A 25,916-nucleotide genomic window follows, 5' to 3' on the forward strand; every position below is an offset into this window, starting at 1 on the left:
TGTGGCAGGGAAAATGAAACCTATTAAAAATCAGTATGTTTTACTGATGTTGATTGTGCTGGTCGCCGTTGGGCAGATGGCACAGACGATATACGTTCCGGCGATGGCCGAAATGGCAGAGAATCTGAACGTGCACGCAGGCGTGCTGCAGCGCGTAATGGCCGCGTATCTGATCACCTATGGCGGCTCACAGCTGCTGTACGGTCCGCTTTCAGACAGCATTGGCCGTCGCCCGGTTATCTTCACCGGCATGGCCATTTTTATCCTCGGTGCAGTTACCGCTATTTTCGCCACCTCGCTCTCGGTGCTGGTGGCGGCCAGCGCCATTCAGGGCATGGGCACCGGCGTAGCGGGCGTGATGGCACGTACCATGCCGCGCGATCTCTATTCCGGTGTGGCATTACGACAGGCAAATAGCCTGTTAAATATGGGGATTCTGGTAAGCCCGTTGCTGGCGCCGGTCACCGGGGCGTTGTTGACGCATCTGTTCGGCTGGCACGCCTGCTTTGCGTTTCTGCTGCTGCTGTGCCTGGCGGTAACGGCGGCGATGGCGCGCTATCTGCCGGAAACGCGGCCACCGATCGCCGCGCCGCTGTCGATCGTGGCGCGCTATAAGCCGCTGTTAAAAGATACGCAGTTTGCTCGTTATCTGGTGATTCTGATTGGCGCGCTGGCCGGTATCGCGGTGTTTGAAGCGAGCTGCGGCATTTTGCTGGGCGGCGTGCTGGGACTCAATGCGTTTACCGTCAGCATTCTGTTTATCCTGCCGATTCCGGCGGCGTTTTTCGGTGCCTGGTTTGCCGGCCGCGACAGCAAACCGTTCTCCACGCTGGTGTGGTACGGCGTCAACAGCTGCCTGCTGGCGGGAATCATGATGTGGATCCCTGCCTGGTTTGGCGTGATGAATATCTGGACGTTGCTGGTGCCCGCATCGCTGTTTTTCTTTGGTGCGGGCATGCTGTTTCCACTGGCTACGTCAGGGGCGATGGAGCCTTACGCCTGGCTGGCGGGCACCACCGGTGCGCTGATTGGCGGCATGCAAAATCTGGGTTCCGGGGTGATCGCCTGGCTCTCGGCGTTTTTACCGCAGCATGACCAGTTTAATCTTGGCATGCTGATGTTTATTACCGCCTTGCTGATGCTGTTTTGCTGGTGGCCGCTTTCGAAGCGGCCGGTCTACGCGGCCGAGGGCGCTTAGATAATGTAAGGATGCAGCTGTGCATCCTTACGGTCCAGATAGTGCACCGACTGAATACGGCGGATGGTGCGTGATTTGCCACGGATCAGCAGTGTTTCACTGGTCGCCATATTGCCCTGGCGGGTAATGCCTTTCAGCAGGTCGCCGCTGGTAATGCCGGTGGCAGCGAAAATCACGTTATCGTTACGCGCCATCTCATCAAGCTGCAATACGCTGTTGGCCTGAATACCCATTTGCTCACAGCGTTGCAGCTCCTGTTCGCCAAGCTGGCGATTTTCCGCCGAGTCGCCTTTAACCTGATGACGAGGCAGCAGGCGGCCCTGCATATCACCATCCAGCGCGCGAATCACCGCTGCCGAAATGACGCCTTCTGGCGCACCGCCGATGCCATAAAGCACGTCCACTTCACTGTCCGGCATACAGGTCAGAATGGATGCCGCCACATCGCCATCGGGAAACGCAAAGATTCTTACGCCAAGCTGCTGCAACTGCTTGATAACGCTGTCATGGCGAGGTTTCGCCAGAATGGTCACGGTGAGCTGGCTCAGCGGTTTGTTGAGTGCGGCTGCGACACGGCGGATATTCTCTTCCAGCGGCAGATTAAGATCGATATGACCTTTGGCACCAGGGCCGACAATCAGCTTTTCCATATACATATCAGGCGCGTGCAAGAATGAGCCTTTGTCACCGACCGCCAGCACCGCCAGTGCGTTTGCCTGACCCATTGCCGTCATGCGCGTGCCTTCAATCGGATCCACCGCAATGTCCACCGCATCGCCGTTGCCGGTACCGACTTTTTCGCCAATATAGAGCATCGGCGCTTCGTCAATTTCGCCTTCGCCGATGACAATCTGGCCATCAATATCGACCCGATTAAGCATAATTCGCATGGCATTGACCGCCGCGCCGTCAGCTGCGTTTTTGTCTCCGCGGCCTAACCAGTTATAGCCAGCCAGCGCAGCGGCTTCGGTAACGCGGGAAAATTCAATGGCGAGTTCTCGTTTCATGGCATGCCTCGGAAAGGGAAAAATTGAGGCAGGAAGTGTATCACAGCGGGAAAAGGGGAGAGAATGAGCCTGCGGAGAGGGCCTCCGCAGGCTGACGGACGGGCTTACTCTTCGTGTTCTTCCCACGCTTGTGCACGGGCAACCGCACGTTTCCAGCCAGCATAACGGTGGTTACGTTCGGTGGTTTCGATGCTTGGGCGGAATTCGCGCTCAATCACCGCTTTCGCGCGCACTTCATCCAGATCGTTCCAGAAGCCTACTGCCAGGCCGGCAAGGTAAGCGGAACCCAGCGCGGTAACTTCGCGCACTTCCGGACGTTCTACGCGTGTGCCGAGAATGTCTGACTGGAACTGCATCAGGAAGTTATTGGAAACGGCACCGCCGTCCACGCGCAGTGACTGCAGGCGGGTGTTGGCATCATTCTGCATCGCTTCCAGTACATCGCGCGTTTGATAGGCGATAGATTCCAACGTGGCGCGGATAATGTGGTTGGCATTGGCACCACGCGTCAGGCCGAACAGGGCGCCGCGTGCATACGGGTCCCAATATGGCGCGCCGAGGCCGGTAAAGGCAGGCACCATATACACGCCGTTGGCATCTTTAACTTTCATGGCAAAGTATTCAGAATCCGCTGCGTCGCTGATCAGCTTCATCTCATCACGCAGCCACTGAATCGCTGCACCACCGATAAATACCGCACCTTCCAGCGCATAGTTAACTTCACCGCGTGGGCCGCAGGCGATGGTAGTCAGCAGGCCGTGCGTCGATGTGACCGCTTCGGTGCCGGTGTTCATCAGCATAAAGCAGCCGGTGCCGTAGGTGTTTTTCGCCATGCCGGGCTGGACGCAAAGCTGGCCGTAAAGCGCAGCCTGCTGGTCACCAGCGATACCGGCGATAGGAATACGCGTACCGCCTTTACCACCGATGTTGGTCTGGCCATATACTTCAGAAGAAGATTTCACTTCTGGCAGCATTTCACGCGGAATATCAAGGATATCCAGCAGGCGCTGATCCCATTCCAGTTTGTGAATGTTGAACATCATGGTACGTGAGGCGTTGGTGTAATCGGTGATGTGCACCCGTCCCTGGGTCATTTTCCAGACCAACCAGGAATCAACGGTACCGAACAGCAGCTCGCCGCGTTTTGCGCGATCGCGCGATCCTTCTACGTGATCCAGAATCCACTTCACTTTGGTGCCGGAGAAGTACGGGTTAATTACCAGGCCGGTGGTGTGCTGGATATACTCTTCCAGACCCTCTTTTTTCAGCTTGTGGCAATAATCGGCGGTGCGCGGATCCTGCCAAACAATGGCGTTGTAGATCGGCTTGCCGGTCTCTTTGTCCCAGATGATGGTGGTTTCACGCTGGTTGGTGATACCGATTGCCGCGATTTCATCGGAGCTGATATCAGCATGCGCCAGCACTTCTACCAGCGTAGAGCTCTGCGATGCCCAGATGTCCATTGGGTCATGTTCAACCCAGCCAGCTTTCGGATAGATTTGGGTAAATTCGCGCTGTGATACGGCAACAATGTTGGCGTCATGGTCGAGCACGACGGCACGTGAACTGGTCGTGCCCTGGTCGAGTGCGACGATATATTTTTTTCTTTAGTAGTCATGTTCAGTTCCTGATGAAATAAAGGTTAAACATTACGCTTTACGCTGTTCGGTACGCGCAACCGGCTTGTCCGCTTTGTGGGGCTCTTCAATCACGCTGACGTTAACCGGCAGATGACGCGCAATCAACGAGCGATAGCCCCACGCGCCTAAACATGCGCCTACTAACGGTCCGAAGATCGGCACCAGGAAGTAAGGAATGTCACGGCCACCGGTAAAGGCCACGTTGCCCCAGCCAGCCAGCCAGGCAAACACTTTTGGTCCGAAATCACGCGCCGGGTTAAGGGCGAAGCCGGTCAGTGGACCCATCGCGCCGCCAATAATGGCAACCAGCAGACCGATCAACAGCGGTGCCAGCGGGCCACGGGGAATACCGTTGCCATCATCTGTCAGCGCCATGATCACGCCCATCAACATTGCCGTGATAACAGCTTCAATTAAGAAGGCCTGGCCAACGCTGATTTTAGGGTTAGGATAAGTAGAGAAAATACCTGCTAAATCAAGGCTTTCAACTGTACCACGAATCATGTGGTGGCTCTGTTCGTAATCAAGGAACAGGTTGTAGTAGAGTCCATAAACCAGAGCAGCGGCGCAGAATGCACCGGCCACCTGCGCGATGATATAAGGGACAACTTTGCGAGCTTCAAAATTGGCGAAGAGACATAACGCAACGGTGACCGCTGGGTTAAGGTGCGCGCCTGAAACACCGGCAGTCATATAGGCGGCCATGGAAACGGCCAGGCCCCAGATGATGCAGATTTCCCACTGCCCGAAACTGGCGCCGGCTACCTTTAGCGCCGCCACACAGCCTGCGCCAAAGAAAATAATCATTCCGGTGCCGATAAATTCGGCTATGCACTGACCTTTAAGCGTAGGTGTACCTGTCTGGCTCATAATGAAATTCCTGAAGGGGGAGGTTAAATTTTATCAATAATTGTTCTCATTCCTTGAGTCACCCAAATCTAATGTAGGGCTGTTGTAAATTTATCGTTAACGAGCATAAACGAGAAATAGCGAAATTGAAAATTGTGTCCTCTGTCATAAAAATGTTCGTTTTCGCGTCTGGTTGTGTTCTTTATGCATCATATCTTGCTGATCTTTGACTTTCGCAAACGAAACGCAACGGCCAGAGAAGGTGAAAAAGCGCCTGCCAAACGAGATAAAATTCGGCATATGCTGAAAATTGTTACAGACTACGCCCTGTAATGGATAGCTGCTGGACTTGCACTCTCGCGCTACTTACAATCGTTGCATCGTTGTTATCCGCAGAGTTTTTGTGAAATCCTGACATCTGCGGCTACCATCATCAGCGCCTTGCGATTTAGGAGAATTCATAAGATGTCATTTGAAGTGTTTGAGAAACTGGAAGCGAAAGTACAGCAGGCGATTGATACCATCACCCTGCTGCAGATGGAAATTGAAGAGCTGAAAGAGCAGAACAACACGCTGAAGCATGAAGTTCATCAGTCAGCGGGCAACAGTGAGAATCTGGTGCGTGAGAATCAGCATCTGCGTGAAGAGCAGCATGTATGGCAAGAACGCCTGCGAGCGCTGTTGGGAAAGATGGAAGAGGTTTAAGTCCTCTGAATGCATGAACGGGTGCCACGGCACCCGTTTTGCGATCGGCACTTACTCGATATCGAGCGCATCCTCAGAAAGAATAATGCCGGTGTTGTCTGCATAAAGGTGATCGCCAGAGAAAAAGGTCACGCCGCCGAAGTTAACCCGCACGTCGCTCTCGCCAATCCCTTCACCCGCCGCACCGGCAGGAATCGCAGCAATCGCCTGAATACCAATATCCAGTTCTTCCAGATCATCGACCTGACGAACGGAGCCATAAACAACCAGGCCTTCCCATTCGTTTTGCGTTGCCAGCTGAGCCAGCGCCGCATCGACCAGCGCGCGTCGCACCGAGCCGCCGCCGTCTACCAGCAGAACCCGGCCGCGGCCGTTCTCTTCCAGCAGCTCATACAACAGGCCGTTGTCCTCGAAACATTTCACTGTAGTGATCTGTCCACCGAAAGAGGTGCGGCCACCAAAGTTGGAAAAAAGCGGTTCCACCACATTCACATCTTCATGATAGATATCGCAGAGTTCGGAAGTATCATATTTCATAGGATTTTCGTCTGTTTGCCACAGGAGCGCTAAGTATATCGCTTTCGCGGAGATGTTGGCAAAATCATCAATTGTTAAATCGTTGCGGCAGGTCAATAAAGCGGACAACTTTCGCGGCGATGGAAAGCAGGGCACGCCTGCCGTACCAATAAAAAAGGAGGCCGAAGCCTCCTTTCATCATGAACAGCGTGTTACAGAATAAAGCGGCTGAGATCTTCATCAGCCACCAGCTGATCAAGATGCTTGCCGACATATTCCGCATCGATGGTCACGGAATCGCCGCTGCGATCGCTGGCGTTGTAAGAAATCTCTTCCATCAAACGCTCAAGAACGGTATGCAGGCGACGCGCACCGATGTTCTCGGTGGTTTCATTAACCTGCCATGCGGCTTCAGCGATGCGACGAATGCCGTCGTCAGTGAAGTCGATGTTAACGCCTTCGGTCGCCATCAGCGCTTTATACTGCACGGTAACCGACGCGTTTGGCTCGGTCAGGATGCGCTCGAAGTCATTGACTGTCAGCGCCTGCAGTTCAACGCGAATGGGCAGACGACCCTGCAACTCCGGGATCAGATCGGACGGGCTGGCTACCTGGAACGCACCGGAAGCGATAAACAGAATGTGATCGGTTTTTACCATGCCGTGCTTGGTAGAAACGGTACAACCTTCCACCAGCGGCAGCAGATCGCGCTGCACGCCTTCACGGGAAACATCCGGGCCTGAAGACTGGCCGCCGCGCTTACAGATCTTATCAATTTCGTCGACGAAAACGATGCCATGCTGCTCGACGGCATCGATCGCTTCCTGCTTCAGCTCTTCTGGATTAACCAGCTTGGCTGCTTCCTCTTCGATAAGCAGCTTCATCGCCTCTTTGATCTTCAGCTTGCGCGCATTCTGCTTCTGCCCACCAAGGTTCTGGAACATTGACTGCAGCTGGCTGGTCATCTCTTCCATGCCCGGCGGCGACATGATTTCGACACCCATCGGCGCAGCGGCCAGATTGATTTCGATCTCTTTGTCATCCAGCTGGCCTTCGCGTAGCTTTTTACGGAATGACTGACGCGCGGCGGATGGCTCTGCACTCGCTTCTGGCTGGCCCCAGTTATTCTTGGCCGGTGGAATCAGCGCATCAAGGATGCGCTCTTCTGCCATCTCTTCCGCACGGTATTTGTTCTTCTCAATCGCCTGCATGCGCACCATTTTGATGGCGGCATCGGTCAAATCGCGAATAATCGAATCCACTTCTTTACCGACGTAACCGACTTCGGTGAACTTCGTGGCTTCGACTTTGATGAACGGCGCATGGGCTAACTTCGCCAGGCGGCGGGCAATTTCTGTCTTACCGACGCCGGTTGGGCCGATCATCAGGATATTTTTAGGCGTCACTTCATGGCGCAGCTCTTCATCAAGCTGCATGCGGCGCCAGCGGTTACGCAGTGCAATGGCAACGGCGCGTTTGGCGCCATCCTGACCGATGATGAAACGGTTGAGTTCACTGACGATTTCGCGTGGAGTCATTTCAGACATAGTTAATATCCTTACGCCTTAGACGATAATTCTTCGATGGTGTGATTGTGGTTGGTGTAGATGCAGATATCGCCTGCAATACCCAACGCTTTTTCAACGATGTCGCGTGCGCCCAGCTCGCTGTTTTCCAGCAGAGCGCGAGCCGCTGCCTGTGCGTAAGGACCACCAGAGCCGATCGCGATAAGATCGTTTTCGGGCTGAATGACATCACCATTACCGGTAATAATTAACGATGCGTTCTCGTCCGCCACCGCCAGCAGGGCTTCCAGCTTGCGTAACATACGATCGGTACGCCAGTCTTTTGCCAGCTCAACGGCTGCTTTAACCAGATGCCCCTGATGCATTTCCAGTTTACGTTCGAAAAGTTCAAAGAGCGTGAAGGCATCTGCGGTGCCGCCTGCGAAGCCTGCGATCACCTTATCGTTATAGAGACGACGCACTTTTTTGACGTTGCCTTTCATGACGGTATTGCCGAGAGTAGCCTGGCCATCTCCGCCAATCACTACCTGGCCGTTGCGTCGTACACTTACTATTGTTGTCACGGGCAGACCCCTTGTTACAGTGGGAAAAGCGCTTCGCGCCAGCAGGGCGCGAAGCATAATGCAACAAGATATGGGGTAGGTTTATCGGGTTTCAACCCCCGAGGGAGAGAGGAATGCAGTTCGAGTGGCCAGAGGCGCGCAGACGTTTCAGCGTACTGTCAGCGGCGGCACGGCTGCTGTAAGGACCGATCACCACGCGATTCCAGCCACCGCCATTGGTAATCCGGCTTTCAAAACCTTCAAAGGCCAGCTGTGCGCGGCTTGATTCAGCCTGATCGGTACCTTTGAACGATCCACACTGCACCATCCAGCGCTGAGACGTCGCGGCTTTTGGTTTAGCGGCTGCCGTCTCTTCGCTACGCGAAGGTTGGGCTGCGGTAGGTTTCGCTGCCGTCACCGGCGCAGGCTGATTGACGCTGCTGTTTTGCTGCTGAGCCTGGCGCTGTTGTTGCTGTTGTTGCTGGCGCTGCTGCGCTTGTTGCTGCTGCTGCTGTTGCAACTGTTGTTGATGCTGTTGCTGACGTTGCTGGGCCTGCTGCTGTTGCTGTTGTAGCTGCTGCTGGCGCTGCTGCTGTTGCTGCTGCAACTGTTGTTGTTGCAACTGCTGCTGCTGACGTTGTTGCACCTGCTGATGCTGCAACGTTTGTTGGCGCTGCGCGGGCGTTTGCTCATTCCACGGCACTTCATTCAGCTGCGTAGGCTGCTGGCGCATGTCGGCCTGCATTTGATCCAGCAGCTGGCGCTGCTCGTCGGTCAGTTGGGTTGGGGATTGCACCTCACCACCTGCAGACGGCTCGGTGGGAACCGGAACGGTAATCTGGCGATTTTCCAGCTCTTTGATATATTTCCAGCGCTCTTCCGGCTTTGGCGGTAAACCATTGCCTGGGGTTTTATGATCGGAAATGATCGGCGTGTCATCTTTTTTGTGGTGAGCGAGAAACCACAGACCACCGGCGAACGTTACCAGAACGGCAGCGGCCAATACTATCATCAGTTTTGAGACGCCAGATCCGCCTGCGCTTTTCTTGCCGCCCTTGCTACTGCGGGTGCTTCCCTTTTTACGACGCGTCGCCGTTGAACGGCCACGGCCGACATAATCTTTTTGTGCCACTCTCGTTCCGTTACTTTTAATAAAACGTTAGCCGGGGACAACGGCGTGAGATCACGCAAAAGACCCATCTGAATGCCCGGCAATAAGTCCGCCATGTTACTCAAGGGCTGGAAGTTTGACCAGAAGAGTGTGCACCAGGAATCGACTGAATATCGCTTGCCCGGGCTTATTTCCCCCGCGCGGTCGCTCGGGTGGTGCTGCCGCGTACTTTTAGCTCGGAATCGAGCAGGCGTGAGCCGTTGCTGACACGTCTGCCTTGCAGCTGCTCCAGTAATAGCAGCATCGCCTCGCGGCCTATCGCATAACGCGGTTGCGCCACCGTGGTCAATTGCGGATCGCTGTAACGTGACAGCTCAATATCATCAAATCCCACCAGCGAGAGATCCTGCGGAATACGCAGGCCCAGGGTTTTTGCCTGTGCCATCGCCCCGAGCGCCATAATATCGCTGTGACAGAACAGGGCCTGCGGGGGTTGTGGCAGTAGCATCAGCTGTTTCAGGGCGGCAGCACCCGCTTCAAAGGTAAAGTCGCCGCGAACAATATAGCGCGGGTCGACCGTCATGCCATGACGGCGCAGCGCCTGCACATACCCCTGCAGACGATAGTGGCACAGCGGCATCGCTTCCGGCCCCGCAACGCAGGCGATGCGCCGGTGGCCCAGCTCCCACAGATGATTAACCGCCTCAAAGGCTGCGGTCAGGTTATCGATGTGCACCGTTGGCAGCGACATCTCTGGCGCAAACTCGTTGGCCATTACCATTGGCGGCAGGTTGCGTTGCTCTTCCACGCTGGCATCAAAAGGCAGCTGCGAGCCGAGCAGCACCATGCCATCAATCTGCCGGGTGAGCATCAGGTTTAAAAAGGTGGTTTCCTGCTGATTCTGGTGCGCGCAGTCGCCGATTAACACCAAATAACCCTCTCCGGCAGCGGTCACTTCGATGCCGCGGATGATTTCGCTGAAGAAGGGATCGCAAATGTCCGGGACGATAACCAGAATGGTGCGCGATTCGCCGCGCCGGGCGTTGCGAGTGATGGCATGGGGAGAGTATCCCACCGCCACCACCGCCTGTTCTACTTTCTGTCGTGTTGCTGCGGATACTTTTTCCGGGCTCATCAACGCGCGCGATACGGTCGCGGTTGAAACGCCCGCGTTTTCTGCCACATCCTTCATGGTGGCCGCCGCCGGTGGGTGTTTCTGCTCCAACGCTTTTCTCCTCACGCCAGCAACGCTGACCTGACCAACTGGAAATCTTGTTTTGTGGGGCTGTCATGACCGTTGCCGGTTCAGCGATCTCTTATTAACAGATTGGTATAGCAAGCCGTTACTTAATTTGCATAAAAATTGTGACTTGTGCGGCTTTTTTAGATCCCTCTCGCATAACCTCAGCGCTTAACTTTCGGTGGGATCGACATCCAGCGTCCATTTCACTTTTCGCGCGGCGGGCAGGGTGGTAATCAGCGGCAGCGTGCTTTTTAGCAGGCGCTGCAACACCGCGCGAGAAGGGTGCTGCAACAGCAGCTGCCAGCGATAACGCCCGCTGCGTTTAGCCAGCAGCGCCGGCACCGGGCCCATTACCCACAGAGAAACATCGTTTAACGGGCAGGCTTCCAGCAGATTACGCAACTGCTGTAAAAAGGCACTGGCCTGTTGGTTGTCATTGTCTTCGGCGCGAAACAGCGCATGGCTGGTGAACGGCGGCAGAAAAACCGCTTTACGCTCCAGCAGAGTCTGCTGCGCCCAACTGCCATAGCCGTGCTGCAGCAGCGTCTGCAGCAGCGGATGATCGGGATGATGCGTTTGCAGCAGCACCTCGCCCTGTTTACCTGCACGGCCGGCGCGGCCTGCGACCTGAGTATAAAGCTGTGCAAATCGCTCCGCTGAACGAAAGTCAGCGGAGAACAGCGCGCCGTCGACATCAAGCAACGAGACCAGCGTGACATCAGGAAAGTGATGGCCTTTTGCCAGCATCTGCGTGCCAATGAGAATGCGGGCGCCGCCGCGATGTACATCGGCCAGATGCTGCTCCAGCGCCCCTTTGCGGCTGGTGGTATCGCGATCGATGCGCGACAGCGGCACATCGGGAAATAGCTGACTGAGGTTCTGCTCAAGCTGCTCGGTTCCCAGGCCAACCGGCACCAGATGCGTTGATCCACATTGCGGACATTGCCAGGGCAAAGGACGCTGGCTGTCGCAATGGTGGCAGCGCAGCTGACGATGCTGTTGATGCAGCGTGTAATAGTGATCGCAGCGCTGGCACTCGGCAATCCAGCCGCAGTCGTGGCACATCAGTGCCGGTGAGAAGCCGCGCCGGTTAAGAAACAGCAGCACCTGATTATTCGCATTAAGATGCTGGCGCATTTTAGCGATCAGCGCGGGAGAAAGGCCGCCCACTACTTTGACGCCTTTGAGATCGATCAGCTGCTGCAGCGCGGTGCTGGCGTTGCCGGCTCGTTTGTTCAGCATCAGCATGCGGTATTTTCCGCTCTGTGCGTTATGCAGCGTTTCCAGTGCGGGCGTGGCCGAACCCATAATAATGGGGATGTTCTCTTCGCGCGCGCGAAACACCGCCAGGTCACGGGCGTGATAACGCCAGCCTTCCTGCTGTTTATAAGAGCTGTCGTGCTCTTCGTCGATGATGATCACGCCGGGGCGCGCCAGCGGCGTAAAGAGCGCCGAACGCGTGCCAATCACAATCGCCGTTTCGCCCTGCCTGGCACGCAGCCAAACCGCCAGACGTTCGCCTTCATTCAGGCCAGAGTGCAGAACGTCGATCGGCACTGCAAAACGCTCGCGAAAGCGCGCAATAGTCTGCGGCGTCAGGCCAATTTCCGGCACCAGCACCAGCGCCTGACGGCCGCTTTCCAGCACGTTTTCCAGCACGCTTAAATAGACTTCCGTTTTACCCGAGCCGGTAATGCCGTTTAACAGCCAGGCGGAAAAGTGTGCATCTTCCGCTCTGATGGCGCCCACGGCCATCGCCTGCTCGGTATTCAGGCGCAGCCTTTCACCGTTGACGCGAAAGTCTGTGCGCCAGTCGTGCTGCGCGCGCGCATGTTCCTGCAACTCACACAGTCCTTTGGCCCGCAGCGTCTGCAGGATTTTGTCGGTGAGATCGAACTCGCTCACCTCATGACGATAGATCGGACGCTGACGCAGCATGGCCAGCGCCTGCTGTTGCTTGCGCGCATTTTTCAGGCTTTCTGGCGCGGTTTCCTTGCCTTGTTCGCTGATCACCCACTGCCACAACGGTGCGCTTTGTGCCGGTTTTCCCTGACGAATCAGCACCGGCAGCGCGTGAAACAGCACTTCACCCAGCGGGAAATGGTAATAGTCGGCGGCCCACTGCAGGATGCGCCACAGTGAAGGAGGAAACAGCGAGGCGTGGTCGATCACCTCAACAACCTGCTTGAGCTGCGCTTCCGGAAAATCACTCTGCTCGCTGAATCCCACCACGATCCCCACCATTTTGCGGTTACCGAACGGCACGCTCACGCGACCGCCTACCGCAGGCGTCAGCGTCGCGGGCAGCAGGTAATCAAATTTGCGGGCGAGAGGAACGGGAAGCACAACCTGTACAACGGGCATGTCATTATCCGGGTGAAAAAAATGGCCAGTTAGTGTACACTGGGTTGTCGGAAAAATGCTTATCTGATTGCAGTGAACATTCTTCTTCTGTATAGTTTGCCGCCTTTGATATTGCTATTCCGTATCGAAAGACACCTAACTTATTAATCCGCGTGTGGTGTCGTGCAGGATTGACCTGGCACGAAGAGCGACACGGCCTTCACAGAGGTTTTCCATGAAAAAAGGTATTCACCCAAAATACGAAGCAGTGACCATTACCTGTACCTGCGGTAACGTGATCAAAACCCATTCAACCATGGGTCACGATCTGAACCTGGACGTTTGTGGTCAGTGCCACCCGTTCTACACTGGTAAGCAGCGTGAAGTTGCTACCGGTGGCCGTGTTGACCGCTTTAACAAGCGCTTCAGCATCCCGGGCAGCAAATAAGATCCGGCGCCGACAGGTTGTCGGCGGCAAGAAAAAACCCAGCTTCGGCTGGGTTTTTTTATGTCTGCGTTTCAGTATTCCCAGGTATCGGGATCGACACCCATTTCACGCATAATCTTTTTCGCTTCTTCCGGGATCTCGTCATTACGCTCTTTGCGCAAATCGACATCGTCCGGCAGCGGCTGCCCGGTAAAAGCATGCAAAAACGCTTCGCATAACAGTTCGCTGTTGGTGGCATGCCGTAAATTGTTTACCTGACGGCGCGTGCGCTCATCGGTTAAAATTTTCAAAACTTTCAGAGGGATGGAAACGGTAATTTTTTTACCTGCTCACTCTTTTTACCGTGCTCAGCGTATGGGCTGATATATTCGCCATTCCATTCAGCCATGGGGTACCTTAATCATTAAACGTTATATTGCTGAAAATCAGCCAATTATGCCCGATTTTACCGCGCCTCACTAATACCGCTGAATCAAAGGCTCAGATTTTCTGGTGGATGCGCGATTTTTTTGACAGGCGATGACGCATAATCTTAACGGTTATTGCGACGTTGCTCAATCTATACGCAAAGACATTTAGATGTCCAGATGTATTGACGTCTATTATTGGAATGTTATCCTGTGAGCTCTTTTTTGTGGCCTTCAGGAACAGTAAGCACCATGACGCGTAAACAGGCAACCATCGCAGTCCGCAGCGGTTTGAATGATGACGAGCAATATGGCTGCGTTGTCCCACCGATTCATCTCTCCAGCACCTATAACTTCACTGACTTCAACGAGCCGCGTGCCCATGACTATTCGCGTCGCGGTAATCCGACGCGCGATGTTGTACAGCGCGCGCTGGCCGAGCTGGAAGGCGGTGCCGGTGCGGTGATGACCAATACCGGCATGTCGGCAATTCATCTGGTGTGCACTCTGTTCCTGAAGCCGGGCGATTTACTGGTGGCGCCGCACGACTGTTATGGCGGCAGCTATCGGCTGTTTGACAGCCAGAGCAAGCGCGGTGCCTACCGTGTGAAATTCGTCGACCAAAATGATGCCGCAGCGCTGCAGGCAGCGCTGAGCGAAAAGCCTAAGCTGGTGCTGGTGGAAAGCCCCAGTAATCCGCTGCTGCGTGTGGTCGACATTACCGCCATTTGTCAGGCAGCCCGCGACGCAGGTGCCATCAGCGTGGTCGATAACACCTTCCTCAGCCCGGCACTGCAAAACCCGCTGGCGCTGGGTGCCGATTTAGTGATCCACTCCTGCACCAAATATCTTAATGGCCACTCCGATGTGGTTGCCGGTGCGGTGGTCGCAAAAGAAGCCGCGCACGCCACTGAGCTCGCCTGGTGGGCCAACAACATTGGCGTTACCGGTTCTGCGTTTGACAGTTATCTGTTGCTACGCGGCATGCGCACGCTGGGACCGCGCATGGCAGCGGCACAGCGAAATGCGCTGGCGATTGTGGACTATCTGCAGCAACAACCGCTGGTGAAAAAGCTCTATCATCCGTCGCTGCCGGAAAACGCGGGCCATGAATATGCGGTGCGTCAACAGCGCGGTTTCGGCGCCATGTTAAGTTTTGAACTGGATGGCGATGAGCAGCGGCTGCGCCGTTTTCTCAAGGCGCTGGAGCTGTTTACTCTGGCCGAATCACTGGGCGGCGTGGAGAGTCTGATTTCACATACCGCGACCATGACGCATGCCGGCATGTCAGCAGAAGCGCGCGCGGCGGCGGGCATCTCCGACACGCTGCTCAGGATCTCAGTCGGCATAGAAGATCATGAAGATTTAATCGCGGATCTGGATAATGCATTCCGGATCGCAGCCGAGAGGTAATAATGACAATTTCAGCAGCAGCAAGGACGCCAGTGACAAGACAGCTTCATAAATTTGGTGGCAGCAGCCTGGCGGACAGCCGGTGTTATCAGCGCGTGGCGGATATTATCGCCAGCTATAGCCAGCCAGGCGACATCATCGTGGTTTCTGCCGCTGGCAGCACCACCAATCAGCTGATCAGCTGGTTAAAGCTGAGCCACAGCGATCGCCTTTCTGCGCATCAGGTACAACAGGCGCTGCGCCGTTTTCAGACCGAATTAATGAGCAGCCTGTTGCCTGCTGATATTGCCGGCCCAATGATTGCCACCTTTATTCAGGATCTGGAAAAGCTGGCGGCGCTGCTTGATGGCCCGTCGTCAGAAGCGGTTTACGCAGAAGTGGTCGGCCACGGCGAGATCTGGTCTGCCCGCTTAATGGCGGCGGTGCTCAGCCAGCGCGATCTGGCCGCCAGCTGGCTCGATGCCCGCCTTTTCCTGCGCGCCGAGCGCGCCGCGCAGCCGCAGGTTGATGAAGGCAAATCCTGGCCGCTGCTGCAAACGCTGCTGGCGCAGCATCCTCATCAACGGCTGGTCGTCACCGGATTTATCAGCGGCAACGAGGCAGGTGAAACCGTGCTGCTGGGCCGTAACGGTTCCGACTATTCCGCCACGCAGATTGGTGCGCTGGCTGGCGTTCATCGTGTCACCATCTGGAGTGATGTCGCCGGTGTATACAGTGCCGATCCGCGCAAAGTCTCAGATGCCTGTCTGCTGCCCCTGCTGCGGCTCGATGAAGCGAGCGAGCTGGCTCGCCTGGCGGCACCGGTGCTGCATACACGTACCTTGCAGCCGGTTTCCGGCAGCGATATCGATTTGCAACTGCGCTGCAGCTATCAGCCTGAGCAGGGTTCAACGCGTATTGAACGCGTGCTCGCGTCCGGCACTGGTGCACGCATCGTCACCAGCCACGATGACGTCTGCCTGATTGAATTCGTCGCGCCGTCGCATCATGACTTCAGGCTGCTGCAAAAAGATATCGACGCGCTGCTGAAACGCGCGCAGCTGCGTCCGCTGGCGGTGGGTGTGCACAGCGATCGCCGTCTGTTGCAGCTCTGCTACACCTCCGAGGTGGTCAACAGCGCTTTCATTCTGTTACAGGAAGCGAACCTGCCGGGCCATCTGCAACTGCGCGAAGGGCTGGCGTTAGTGGCGTTGGTTGGCGCAGGTGTCAGCCGCAACCCGCTGCACAGCCACCGTTTCTGGCAGGAGATCAAAGATCAGCCAGTTGAATTTGTCTGGCAGTCGGAAGAGGGCATTAGCCTGGTTGCGGTGCTGCGCGTAGGCCCGACACAACACCTGATTCAGGGGCTACATCAGTCGCTGTTCCGTGCTGAAAAGCGTATCGGCCTGATGCTGTTTGGCAAAGGCAACATCGGTTCACGCTGGCTGGAGTTGTTTGCCCGCGATCGCGAGACGTTATCCGCGAGAACTGGCTTTGAGTTTGTGCTGGCTGGCGTGGTAGACAGCCGTCGCAGCCTGCTGGATGCCGAAGGTCTGGATGCCAGCCGGGCGCTGGCCTTTTTTGATGATGAAGCAACTGAGCGCGATGAAGAATCGCTGTTTCTTTGGATGCGATCTCACCCCTATGACGATCTCGTGGTGCTGGACGTCACCGCCAGCGCCTCGCTGGCCGACCAGTATCTCGATTTTGCCAGCCACGGTTTTCACGTCATCAGCGCCAATAAAGTGGCGGGCGGTTCAGACAGCCGCACCTGGCGCCAAATTCGCGATGCGTTTGCCAAAACTCGTCGCCACTGGCTTTATAACGCCACCGTGGGCGCAGGCCTGCCGGTAAACCATACGGTGCGCGATCTGCGTGAAAGTGGCGATACCATTCTGTCGATCAGCGGCATTTTTTCCGGCACGCTGTCGTGGCTGTTTTTGCAGTTTGACGGCACGGTGCCGTTCAGCGAACTGGTCGATCAGGCATGGCAGCAGGGTTTAACCGAGCCGGATCCGCGCGTTGATCTGTCGGGTCAGGATGTCATGCGCAAGCTGGTGATCCTGGCACGCGAAGCGGGCTATGACATCGAACCGGATCAGGTGCGGGTCGAGTCGCTGGTGCCCGCCGGCTGTGAAGGCGGCTCCATCGATAACTTTTTCGAGAATGCCGACGCGCTGAATGAACATATGCTGCAACGGCTGGAAGCGGCGCAGGAGATGGGGCTGCTGCTGCGCTATGTGGCACGTTTTGATGCACACGGCAAAGCGCGCGTGGGTGTTGAAGCGGTGCGGCCGGAACATCCGCTGGCTGCGCTGTTGCCGTGCGATAACGTGTTTGCGATTGAAAGCCGCTGGTATCGTGATAATCCTCTGGTGATCCGCGGTCCAGGTGCCGGTCGTGATGTCACCGCTGGCGCTATTCAGTCTGATATCAATCGTCTGGCGCAGTTGCTGTAACGCTTTGGCTGGCGCCATCCGCGCGCCAGCGTAATATCCTTTCCTTCAATTCATCCGGCAACATGAACGATGTTCATGTTGTATGAATATTTGTCACCCTTTGATGATCAATTACCTGTTGACGATGTAGCCAAAATCCGTCATTTTGAATGTCTGGACGTCTAAACGTATAGATGTGCAGTGGGGGTTTTCACCGCAGCGATTGATGAGGTAACGGGCTATGAGTTTCTTTCACGCCAACCAGCGCGAAGCATTAAACCAAAGTTTGGCAGAGCTGAACGGGCAAATTAATGTCTCCTTTGAGTTTTTTCCGCCGCGCACCAGTGAAATGGAACAGACCTTGTGGAGCTCCATCGATCGCCTCAGCAGCCTGAAACCCAAATTTGTCTCTGTTACTTACGGCGCCAACTCCGGTGAGCGCGACCGTACGCACAGCATTATTAAAGGCATCAAAGATCGTACCGGTCTGGAAGCCGCGCCGCACCTGACCTGCATCGACGCCAGCCGTGATGAGTTGCGGGCGATTGCGCAGGATTACTGGGATAACGGCATTCGCCATATTGTGGCACTGCGCGGTGATTTGCCGCCTGACAGCGGTAAACCGGCGATGTACGCAACCGATCTGGTCGGCCTGCTGAAAGAGGTCGGCGATTTTGACATCTCCGTTGCGGCCTATCCGGAAGTCCACCCGGAAGCCAAAAGCGCGCAGTCAGACCTGATTAACCTGAAGCGTAAAATCGATGCGGGCGCCAACCGCGCCATCACGCAGTTCTTTTTTGATGTGGAAAGCTATCTGCGATTCCGCGACCGCTGTGTGGCAACCGGCATTGATGTTGAAATCGTGCCGGGCATTTTGCCAGTGTCTAATTTCAAACAGCTGCAACGCTTCGCGGCGATGACCAACGTTCGCGTTCCGCACTGGATGACCGCGATGTTTGCAGGGCTGGATAACGATCCGGAAACGCGCAAAATGGTGGGCGCCAATGTGGCGATGGATATGGTAAAAATTCTCAGCCGCGAAGGCGTGAAAGATTTCCATTTCTATACGCTGAACCGCGCGGAGATGAGCTACGCCATTTGTCATACGCTTGGCGTACGTCCTGCATCGGCGCTCAGTGCGGTGTGAGCCTCGCCAAAAAAAGAAAAACCAGCCGATGGCTGGTTTTTTTATGTCTGCCGACGCCAGAACGTCGGCATCAACGTGTGCTTTAGCCGGTGTTGCGCATACCGGCAGCTACGCCAGCAATGGTTACCATCAGCGCTTGCTCAACCCGCGGATCCGGTTCGCCGCCCTGGCTTTCCTGCTCGCGTGAACGGTGCAGCAGTTCAGCCTGAAGCACGTTCAACGGATCGGTATAGACGTTGCGCAGCGCAATCGACTCGGCAATCCACGGCTGATCGGCCATTAAGTGGGCATCGTTAGCGATAGTCAGCACCGCGTTGATATCCGCTTCCAGCTGATCGCGCAGCTGTTTGCCCAGTGGCCATAGCGCTTTATCCACCAGACGATGATCGTAATATTCTGCCAGCCAGAGGTCGGCCTTGGAGAACACCATCTCCAGCATGCCAAGGCGCGTGGAGAAGAATGGCCAGTCGCGGCACATGGTTTCCAGCTGATCGCGATCGCCAGCATCCATCGCTTTTTGCAGTGCCGCGCCGGCACCCAGCCATGCTGGCAGCATGAGACGGTTCTGCGTCCAGGCGAAAATCCACGGAATGGCACGCAGGGATTCAACGCCGCCGGTAGGACGACGTTTAGCCGGACGCGAGCCGAGCGGCAGTTTGCCTAACTCCTGCTCCGGCGTTGCCGAGCGGAAGTAGGGAACAAAGTCCGGATTTTCACGCACGTAGCCGCGATACATTTCGCAGGAATCCGCAGACAGCTTATCCATAATGTCGCGCCACTCTTTTTTCGGCTCCGGCGGCGGCAGCAGGTTTGCTTCCAGAATTGCCCCGGTGTAAAGCGACAGGCTGGCGATGGTGACTTCCGGCAGGCCATATTTGAAGCGGATCATTTCACCCTGTTCGGTTACACGCAGGCCGCCTTTCAGGCTGCCCGGCGGCTGTGACAGCAATGCCGCATGCGCAGGCGCGCCGCCGCGACCGATGGTGCCGCCGCGTCCGTGGAACAGCGTCAGGGCAATGCCCGCTTTTTCGCAGGTTTTAATCAGTGCATCCTGCGCGTGATATTGCGCCCAGCTGGCAGCCATCACACCCGCGTCTTTCGCCGAGTCAGAATAGCCAATCATCACCATCTGTTTGCCCTGAATAAAGCCGCGATACCAGTCGATACTCAGCAGCTGATTCATCACATCGTTAGCGTTGTTCAGATCGTCAAGCGTTTCAAACAGCGGCGCTACCGGCATGGCGAAAGTGATGCCCGCTTCTTTTAACAGTAAATGTACCGCCAGCACGTCGGAAGGCTTCTTCGCCATCGAAATAACATAGGCGGCGATAGAACCCTGCGGTGCTTCCGCCGCAACCCGACAGGTTTCCAGCACTTCGCGCGTGTCGTCGCTCGGTTCCCACTGACGCGGCAACAGCGGGCGCTTGGAATTCAACTCGCGGATCAGAAACGCCTGCTTGTCCGCTTCTGACCAGCTTTCGTAGTCGCCAAGGCCAAGGTAACGCGTCACTTCAGCGATGGCATCGGTGTGGCGCGTGCTCTCCTGACGAATGTCGATGCGCACCAGCGGCACGCCAAAGCATTTCACGCGGCGCAGCGTGTCCAGCAGATGACCGTTGGCAATAATGCCCATGCCGCAGGCTTGCAGCGACTGATAGCAGGCATACAGCGGTTCCCACAGCTGATCGTTGGAGACCAGCAGATCCGCCGGGCGCGGCAGCCGCTCGCCTTTCAGACGGTGCTCAAGATAGGTTTGCGTAGTAAACAGCTGCGTGCGCAGCCGCTTCAGGATGACGCGGTAAGGTTCAAGTGCTTCCGGATCGCCACACAGTTCGCGTACCTGCTCGCTGCATTCTGACATGGAGAGTTCTGACACCAGCACGCCAATGTCACGCAGGAACAGATCGGCCGCTTTCCACCGGCTGAGCTGCATCACGTGGCGCGTAATCGGCGCGGTTACGTTGGGGTTGCCGTCGCGATCGCCGCCCATCCACGAGGTAAAGCGCACCGGCACAAAATCCACTGGCAATGAATAGCCAAACGTCTCTTCGACCTGTTCATTCAGTTCACGCAGAAAATGCGGCACGCCTTCCCACAGGCTGTTTTCCACCACCGCAAAACCCCATTTTGCTTCATCTACCGGCGAAGGACGGTGTTTGCGGATCTCATCGGTGTGCCATGCCTGCGCCACCAGCTGGCGTAAACGTCGCATAATCTGGTTGCGTTCGTAATCAGAAATATCGTTGTGATCGAGCTGCTTCAGGCAAGTGTTCACTTCCACCAGCTTATGGATCAGGGTACGGCGCGTAATTTCGGTTGGATGCGCCGTGAGTACCAGCTCCAGGGAGAGCGATTCAATCGCATCCCGGATCGCTGCCTCATTCAGATCCGGCTGCTGTTTCAGGCGGTCAAAGGTTTTCTTCAGCAGTTCCGGATGATTAGCGCCTTCGCTGGTATGCGAAATGGTTTGAAACTGTTCAGCCACGTTGGTGAGATTCAGGAACTGACTGAAAGCGCGTGCAACCGGTAAAAGTTCATCATTAGAGAGATTTTGCAGCGTGGTCAGCAATTCCTGGCGGTGGGCGTCATTTCCGGCACGTGATGATTTTGACAGCTTGCGGATGGTTTCCACCCGTTCAAGGATGTTCTCTCCCAGCGCTTCTTTAATCGTGTCGCCAAGCAGTTTGCCGAGCATACTGACATTACTTCGCATTGCGGAATATTGTTCGTTCATGTGACCCTGACACCCTTATCGAATTTGAACTATGCACCAACGTGGGCATAACATCGTCTTTTATCTAGCCATGTAACGAACCGTTCGTCAATTGCGTTAAACAGGCGGTAATGTGCCGCTAACTGTCAGTTATTTATGTGATTTAACAGAGCAGAAGCGCGATAAGTTATTCTTATCGCCAAAGACGGCATAAAGCAGGGGCAATTGACTGAAACCGCAGTGAATTGCCCCTTTTGTTATTTAATGATGACAGAAATGGTGCACAACCTGAGTAATCAGCTCGCGTGTCGGCTTAATGAATGCGGTATCAATAAATTCATCGGGTTGATGCGCCTGATTGATTGAGCCAGGACCCAGCACCAGCGTTGGACACAGGGTCTGGATAAACGGTGCCTCGGTGCAGTAATTCACTACTTCAGTGGGGACGCCGAGCAGCTTTTCCACCACGGCGACCAGTTCATGATTAGGGGGACATTCATACCCAGGAATCGGCGGATGCAGCTCGGCAACCGTAACCCGGCCCGGCCAGCGTGCGCTGACGGGTGCCAGCGCCTCATTCAGCAAACCATCCAGCTCGCTCAGCGTCAGGCCCGGTAAAGGACGTATATCCATATGCAGTTCACAGCAGGCGCAAATGCGGTTGGCCGCATCGCCGCCGTGAATATGGCCGAAGTTCATTGTGGGATAGGGAATGGCAAAGCCATCATGGTTGTAGCGGGTTTTCAGGGTATTACGCAGCGTCATTAAATGGCCGATGGCGCTGTGCATCAGTTCAATGGCGTTAATGCCGCGATCGGGATCGCTGGAGTGCCCTGATTGTCCTTCAATACGAATCACGTTGGAGAGATGGCCTTTATGTGCGCGCACCGGCTTCAGTGAGGTTGGCTCACCGATGATCGCGCAGTCGGGGCGCAGGCTGGTGGTCTCAGAAAAATACTTTGCGCCCGCCATGGTGGTCTCTTCGTCAGCGGTAGCGAGAATATAGAGCGGTTTTTTCAGCGTGGTTAAATCGACGTCACGTAGCGTATCAAGGATAAACGCGAAAAAGCCTTTCATGTCGGCGGTGCCCAGCCCGTAAAGCTTATTTTCATGCTCGGTAAGCACAAAGGGATCGCGCGTCCAGCGTCCATCATCAAAAGGGACCGTATCGGTATGACCGGCCAATAACAGTCCGCCTGCGCCGCTGCCGGTTTTTGCCAGCATGTTGAATTTATTGCGTGTGCCTGGCACCGCCTGGACTTCAACGCTGAAGCCCAGATCGCGGAACCAGCCAGCCATCAAACTGATTAAAGTTTCATTACTCTGATCCAGCGCGCTGTCGGTGGCGCTGATTGATGGTGTGGCGATCAACTGGCGGTATAGTTCGATAAAAGGCGGTAATTTTGTCTTCACTGTTGACGGTCCTTGAGTTAGGATGTATCAATATTCATGCATTAATAGTGAATAAAAATACATTAACCGGTGATGGATGCAAACCGTAATTTCTCGCTCCGCACCCCGTTGGTTATCGTGGGTCTGATGCAGCGCTGCTGCGGCCCGAAATGTTGACTGTAACAAGGGATACAGCCTGATGTTGAATACGTTAATAGTCGGTGCCAGTGGTTATGCTGGTGTGGAACTGGCGACTTATTTAAATCGCCACCCGCATATGACCATAACCGCTTTAGCGGTTTCAGCGCAAAGCCCGGACGCCGGAAAGTTACTTTCGGATCTGCATCCGCAGCTAAAAGGTGTTGTTGACCTGCCCTTACAACCGCTTAGCGACCCAGCCGAGTTTGCTGACAAGGTCGACGTGGTGTTTCTGGCCACTGCGCATGAAGTGAGTCACGATCTGGCTCCGGCGTTTTTGGCAGCGGGCTGCGTGGTGTTCGATCTCTCCGGTGCATTCCGCGTCAATGATGCCGATTTTTATACGCAATATTATGGTTTTACTCATCAGCATCAGGCGTGGCTCGATAAAGCCGTTTACGGGCTTGCCGAATGGCAGCGTGATGGCATTAAAGAGGCGCAGCTCATTGCAGTGCCGGGTTGCTATCCTACCGCTGCCCAGCTGTCACTTAAGCCGTTAATCGAAGCGGGTTTGCTTAACGATGCACAATGGCCGGTGATCAACGCCACCAGCGGCGTCAGCGGCGCCGGACGCAAAGCCACGATGAACAACAGCTTCTGCGAAGTCAGCCTGCACGCTTACGGTATCTTCCACCATCGCCATCATCCTGAAATTGTTGCTCATCTGGGTACGCCGGTGATTTTCACGCCGCACCTGGGGAGTTTCCCGCGCGGCATTCTTGCCACCACCACCTGCCGCCTCAAACCGGGCGTGACTCAGGATGACGTCGCGGCGGCGTTCAAAGCAGCCTATGACGACAAACCGCTGGTCCGTTTGTATGAAAAAGGCATGCCCGCGCTGAAATCTGTAGTTGGCTTGCCGTTCTGTGACATTGGCTTTGCGGTACAGGGTGAGCACATCATCGTGGTAGCGGTAGAAGATAATCTGCTGAAGGGCGCCTCATCGCAGGCCGTTCAGTGCTTAAACATTCGTTTCGGTTTCCCTGAAACAGAGTCTCTTATCTAACGGGCAAACAGGTTATGACCAATCCATTAATTATTAAACTGGGCGGCGTGCTGTTAGACAGCGAAGAAGCGCTGACGCGCCTGTTTGACGCCCTGGTCAGCTGGCGGCAGTCGCATCAGCGCCCGCTGTTAATCGTCCATGGCGGCGGTTATCTGGTTGATGAACTAATGAAAAAGCTGGCGCTGCCGGTGCAGAAGAAAAATGGTCTGCGCGTAACGCCCGCCGATCAGATTGACATTATTACCGGCGCGCTGGCGGGTACCGCCAACAAAACGCTGCTGGCGTGGGCCACTAAATATGGTCTCGACAGCGTGGGTCTTTGCCTCGGCGATGGCGGCAGCGTCAACGTTGAGCAGTTCGACGAAGAGCTTGGCCATGTGGGGCTGGCGACGCCAGGTTCACCACGATTGTTGAATACGTTGCTGGACGGCGGTTTTATCCCGGTGATCAGCTCTATCGGCATTACCAAAGCCGGTGCGCTGATGAACGTTAACGCCGATCAGGCTGCCACCGCGCTGGCAGCCACGCTGGGCGCCGACCTGATTCTGCTGTCGGATGTCAGCGGCATTCTGGATGGCAAAGGCCAGCGCATCGCCGAAATGACGGCGGCCTATGCGGACCAGTTGATTGAAGAAGGCATTATTACCGACGGCATGATTGTCAAAGTTAACGCCGCGCTGGATGCCGCCCGCACGCTGGGCCGTCCGGTGGATATTGCCAGCTGGCGCAGCGCCGAACAGCTGCCCGCTCTGTTTAACGGTGTGTCGATTGGCACCCGGATTCTCGCTTAACGCACATTTGTTCAAGGATTTTGAAATGCAAAACAAAGACATCAAAAAAATCGTTCTGGCTTACTCCGGCGGCCTCGACACATCAGCCATCATTCCATGGCTGAAAGAGAACTATGGCGGCTGTGAAGTGATCGCCTTTGTTGCGGATATCGGCCAGGAGCGTGGCGATCTGGAAGGCGTTGAGCAGAAAGCGCTGCAGTCCGGTGCGTCTGAATGTCATGTGGTTGACCTGCGTGAAGAATTTATCCGTGATTACGTTTATCCGGTGCTGCAAACCGGCGCGCTGTATGAAGGTACGTACCTACTTGGCACCTCGATGGCCCGTCCTATCATTGCTAAAGCGCAGGTTGAGCTGGCATTAAAAGTGGGCGCCGATGCGCTGTGCCACGGCGCTACCGGTAAAGGCAACGATCAGGTTCGTTTCGAAACCACCTATACCGCGCTCGCACCACAGCTGAAAGTGGTGGCACCGTGGCGTGAATGGGATTTACGGTCCCGTGAAGCGCTGCTCGATTATCTGAAGGCGCGTAACATTCCAACCACCGCTTCGCTGGAAAAAATTTACAGCCGTGACGAAAATGCCTGGCACATCTCCACCGAAGGCGGCGTGCTGGAAAGCCCATGGAATGCACCGAACAAAGATTGCTGGGTATGGACAGTGGATCCGCAGGATGCGCCGGATCAGCCTGAACAGGTCACTATCACCGTGGAAAAAGGCAACGTGGTTGCCGTCAATGGCGAAGCGTTGACGCCGTTCCAGTGCCTGGAAAAACTCAACGTGATCGGTGCGAAGCACGGCATTGGCCGCATCGATATCGTGGAAAACCGTCTGGTCGGCATCAAATCACGTGGCTGCTACGAAACCCCTGGCGGCACCATTATGGTCAATGCGTTGCGAGCGATTGAGCAGCTGGTGTTGGATCGGGACAGCTTTAAATGGCGTGAGCAGTTAGGCCTGGAAATGTCTTACGTGGTGTATGACGGTCGCTGGTTTGCGCCGTTACGTAAATCGCTGCAGGCTTCAGCTGAAGCGCTGGCGCAGGATGTGAATGGTGAAGTGGTACTGCAACTCTATAAAGGCCAGGTGACGGCAACGCAGAAAAAATCTGCCAACAGCCTTTACTCGGAAGAGTTTGCTACCTTTGGCGAAGATGAAGTGTACGACCATCGTCATGCGGGCGGTTTTATCCGTCTTTTCTCACTGTCTTCACGTATCCGTGCGTTGAACGAGAAAAAGTAAGCAAGCGGGCTTGATGCCCCCTGACAATGAATTCAAGGGGCGGCTCACGGGCCGCCTTTTTTAC

At 55.5% G+C, this 25,916-nt stretch carries 20 protein-coding genes and 1 pseudogene; 9 read left to right on the forward strand and 12 right to left on the reverse strand.

Features of this window, described 5'->3' with window-relative positions; translation table 11 throughout:
- Positions 1-13: 13 nt before the first annotated feature.
- Positions 14-1,198 (forward strand): multidrug efflux MFS transporter EmrD, encoded by a 1,185-nt coding sequence (gene emrD, locus EM595_RS00500; protein WP_067426718.1) that lies wholly within the window; start codon positions 14-16, stop codon positions 1,196-1,198.
- Here the strand turns inward: emrD and glpX are convergent.
- From glpX to EM595_RS00515, 3 genes are all read right to left on the reverse strand, one after another.
- The gene (gene glpX, locus EM595_RS00505; RefSeq protein WP_067426721.1) at positions 1,195-2,205 is read right to left on the reverse strand and encodes a class II fructose-bisphosphatase; all 1,011 of its coding nucleotides are present in this window, start codon (positions 2,203-2,205) and stop codon (positions 1,195-1,197) included. The genes emrD and glpX overlap by 4 nt on opposite strands.
- A 104-nt stretch (positions 2,206-2,309) precedes the next feature.
- Complete coding sequence (gene glpK / locus EM595_RS00510) at positions 2,310-3,800, reverse strand: glycerol kinase GlpK (RefSeq protein WP_067426723.1); 1,491 nt, start codon at positions 3,798-3,800, stop codon at positions 2,310-2,312.
- Positions 3,801-3,854: 54 nt separating this feature from the next.
- Positions 3,855-4,715 (reverse strand): MIP/aquaporin family protein, encoded by an 861-nt coding sequence (locus EM595_RS00515; RefSeq protein ID WP_067426726.1) that lies wholly within the window; start codon positions 4,713-4,715, stop codon positions 3,855-3,857.
- A gap of 444 nt (positions 4,716-5,159) precedes the next feature.
- On the opposite strand from EM595_RS00515, the gene zapB reads away from it, so the two are divergent.
- Positions 5,160-5,399 carry a cell division protein ZapB gene (gene zapB / locus EM595_RS00520; RefSeq protein WP_067426728.1) on the forward strand — a complete coding sequence of 80 codons (240 nt, stop codon included), beginning with the start codon at positions 5,160-5,162 and terminating at the stop codon, positions 5,397-5,399.
- A gap of 51 nt (positions 5,400-5,450) precedes the next feature.
- Here zapB and rraA read toward each other — a convergent pair whose 3' ends face one another.
- From rraA to priA, 6 genes are all read right to left on the reverse strand, one after another.
- Positions 5,451-5,936 (reverse strand): ribonuclease E activity regulator RraA, encoded by a 486-nt coding sequence (rraA, locus tag EM595_RS00525; RefSeq protein ID WP_067426731.1) that lies wholly within the window; start codon positions 5,934-5,936, stop codon positions 5,451-5,453.
- A 191-nt stretch (positions 5,937-6,127) separates the two neighbouring features.
- Complete coding sequence (gene hslU, locus EM595_RS00530) at positions 6,128-7,462, reverse strand: ATP-dependent protease ATPase subunit HslU (RefSeq protein ID WP_067426733.1); 1,335 nt, start codon at positions 7,460-7,462, stop codon at positions 6,128-6,130.
- An 11-nt stretch (positions 7,463-7,473) separates the two neighbouring features.
- Positions 7,474-8,004 (reverse strand): ATP-dependent protease subunit HslV, encoded by a 531-nt coding sequence (gene hslV, locus EM595_RS00535; protein WP_067426735.1) that lies wholly within the window; start codon positions 8,002-8,004, stop codon positions 7,474-7,476.
- A 91-nt stretch (positions 8,005-8,095) separates the two neighbouring features.
- Positions 8,096-9,115 (reverse strand): cell division protein FtsN, encoded by a 1,020-nt coding sequence (gene ftsN / locus EM595_RS00540; RefSeq protein ID WP_067426737.1) that lies wholly within the window; start codon positions 9,113-9,115, stop codon positions 8,096-8,098.
- 166 nt (positions 9,116-9,281) lie between these two features.
- Positions 9,282-10,319 carry a DNA-binding transcriptional regulator CytR gene (gene cytR, locus EM595_RS00545; protein WP_067426739.1) on the reverse strand — a complete coding sequence of 346 codons (1,038 nt, stop codon included), beginning with the start codon at positions 10,317-10,319 and terminating at the stop codon, positions 9,282-9,284.
- Positions 10,320-10,505: 186 nt separating this feature from the next.
- Positions 10,506-12,701: a primosomal protein N' gene (gene priA, locus EM595_RS00550; RefSeq protein WP_067426741.1), complete on the reverse strand. Its 2,196-nt coding sequence runs from the start codon at positions 12,699-12,701 to the stop codon at positions 10,506-10,508.
- A 214-nt stretch (positions 12,702-12,915) separates the two neighbouring features.
- On the opposite strand from priA, the gene rpmE reads away from it, so the two are divergent.
- A complete protein-coding gene (gene rpmE, locus EM595_RS00555; protein ID WP_067426744.1) occupies positions 12,916-13,128 on the forward strand; it encodes a 50S ribosomal protein L31 in 213 nt (70 codons plus the stop codon).
- 71 nt (positions 13,129-13,199) lie between these two features.
- On the opposite strand, the pseudogene metJ reads toward rpmE, so the two are convergent.
- Positions 13,200-13,516: pseudogene (gene metJ / locus EM595_RS00560) on the reverse strand (met regulon transcriptional regulator MetJ).
- A 271-nt stretch (positions 13,517-13,787) separates the two neighbouring features.
- Here metJ and metB point away from each other — a divergent pair.
- From metB to metF, 3 genes are all read left to right on the forward strand, one after another.
- A complete protein-coding gene (metB, locus tag EM595_RS00565; protein ID WP_067426747.1) occupies positions 13,788-14,948 on the forward strand; it encodes a cystathionine gamma-synthase in 1,161 nt (386 codons plus the stop codon).
- Between the two features lie 2 nt (positions 14,949-14,950).
- Complete coding sequence (locus EM595_RS00570; protein ID WP_067426748.1) at positions 14,951-17,386, forward strand: bifunctional aspartate kinase/homoserine dehydrogenase II; 2,436 nt, start codon at positions 14,951-14,953, stop codon at positions 17,384-17,386.
- Between the two features lie 220 nt (positions 17,387-17,606).
- Positions 17,607-18,512 (forward strand): methylenetetrahydrofolate reductase, encoded by a 906-nt coding sequence (metF, locus tag EM595_RS00575; protein ID WP_067426750.1) that lies wholly within the window; start codon positions 17,607-17,609, stop codon positions 18,510-18,512.
- An 82-nt stretch (positions 18,513-18,594) separates the two neighbouring features.
- Here the strand turns inward: metF and ppc are convergent, their stop codons facing one another.
- Positions 18,595-21,246, reverse strand: coding sequence for a phosphoenolpyruvate carboxylase (ppc, locus tag EM595_RS00580; RefSeq protein ID WP_067426753.1), 2,652 nt, complete (start codon positions 21,244-21,246; stop codon positions 18,595-18,597).
- A 240-nt stretch (positions 21,247-21,486) separates the two neighbouring features.
- Positions 21,487-22,638, reverse strand: a complete 1,152-nt coding sequence (gene argE, locus EM595_RS00585) for an acetylornithine deacetylase (protein WP_067426756.1) — start codon at positions 22,636-22,638, stop codon at positions 21,487-21,489.
- A gap of 178 nt (positions 22,639-22,816) precedes the next feature.
- Here argE and argC point away from each other — a divergent pair, with 178 nt between their 5' ends.
- From argC to EM595_RS00600, 3 genes are read left to right on the forward strand one after another with little or no spacing between them, the layout of a single operon-like run.
- Entirely contained in the window at positions 22,817-23,821 is a 1,005-nt protein-coding gene (argC, locus tag EM595_RS00590) for an N-acetyl-gamma-glutamyl-phosphate reductase (protein WP_067426759.1), read from the forward strand.
- A 14-nt stretch (positions 23,822-23,835) separates the two neighbouring features.
- Positions 23,836-24,612, forward strand: coding sequence for an acetylglutamate kinase (argB, locus tag EM595_RS00595; protein WP_067426761.1), 777 nt, complete (start codon positions 23,836-23,838; stop codon positions 24,610-24,612).
- 25 nt (positions 24,613-24,637) lie between these two features.
- Positions 24,638-25,852: an argininosuccinate synthase gene (locus tag EM595_RS00600; RefSeq protein ID WP_067426763.1), complete on the forward strand. Its 1,215-nt coding sequence runs from the start codon at positions 24,638-24,640 to the stop codon at positions 25,850-25,852.
- Positions 25,853-25,916: the final 64 nt, after the last annotated feature.

The organism is Duffyella gerundensis, from assembly GCF_001517405.1.
In the GTDB taxonomy this organism is placed as follows: domain Bacteria; phylum Pseudomonadota; class Gammaproteobacteria; order Enterobacterales; family Enterobacteriaceae; genus Duffyella; species Duffyella gerundensis.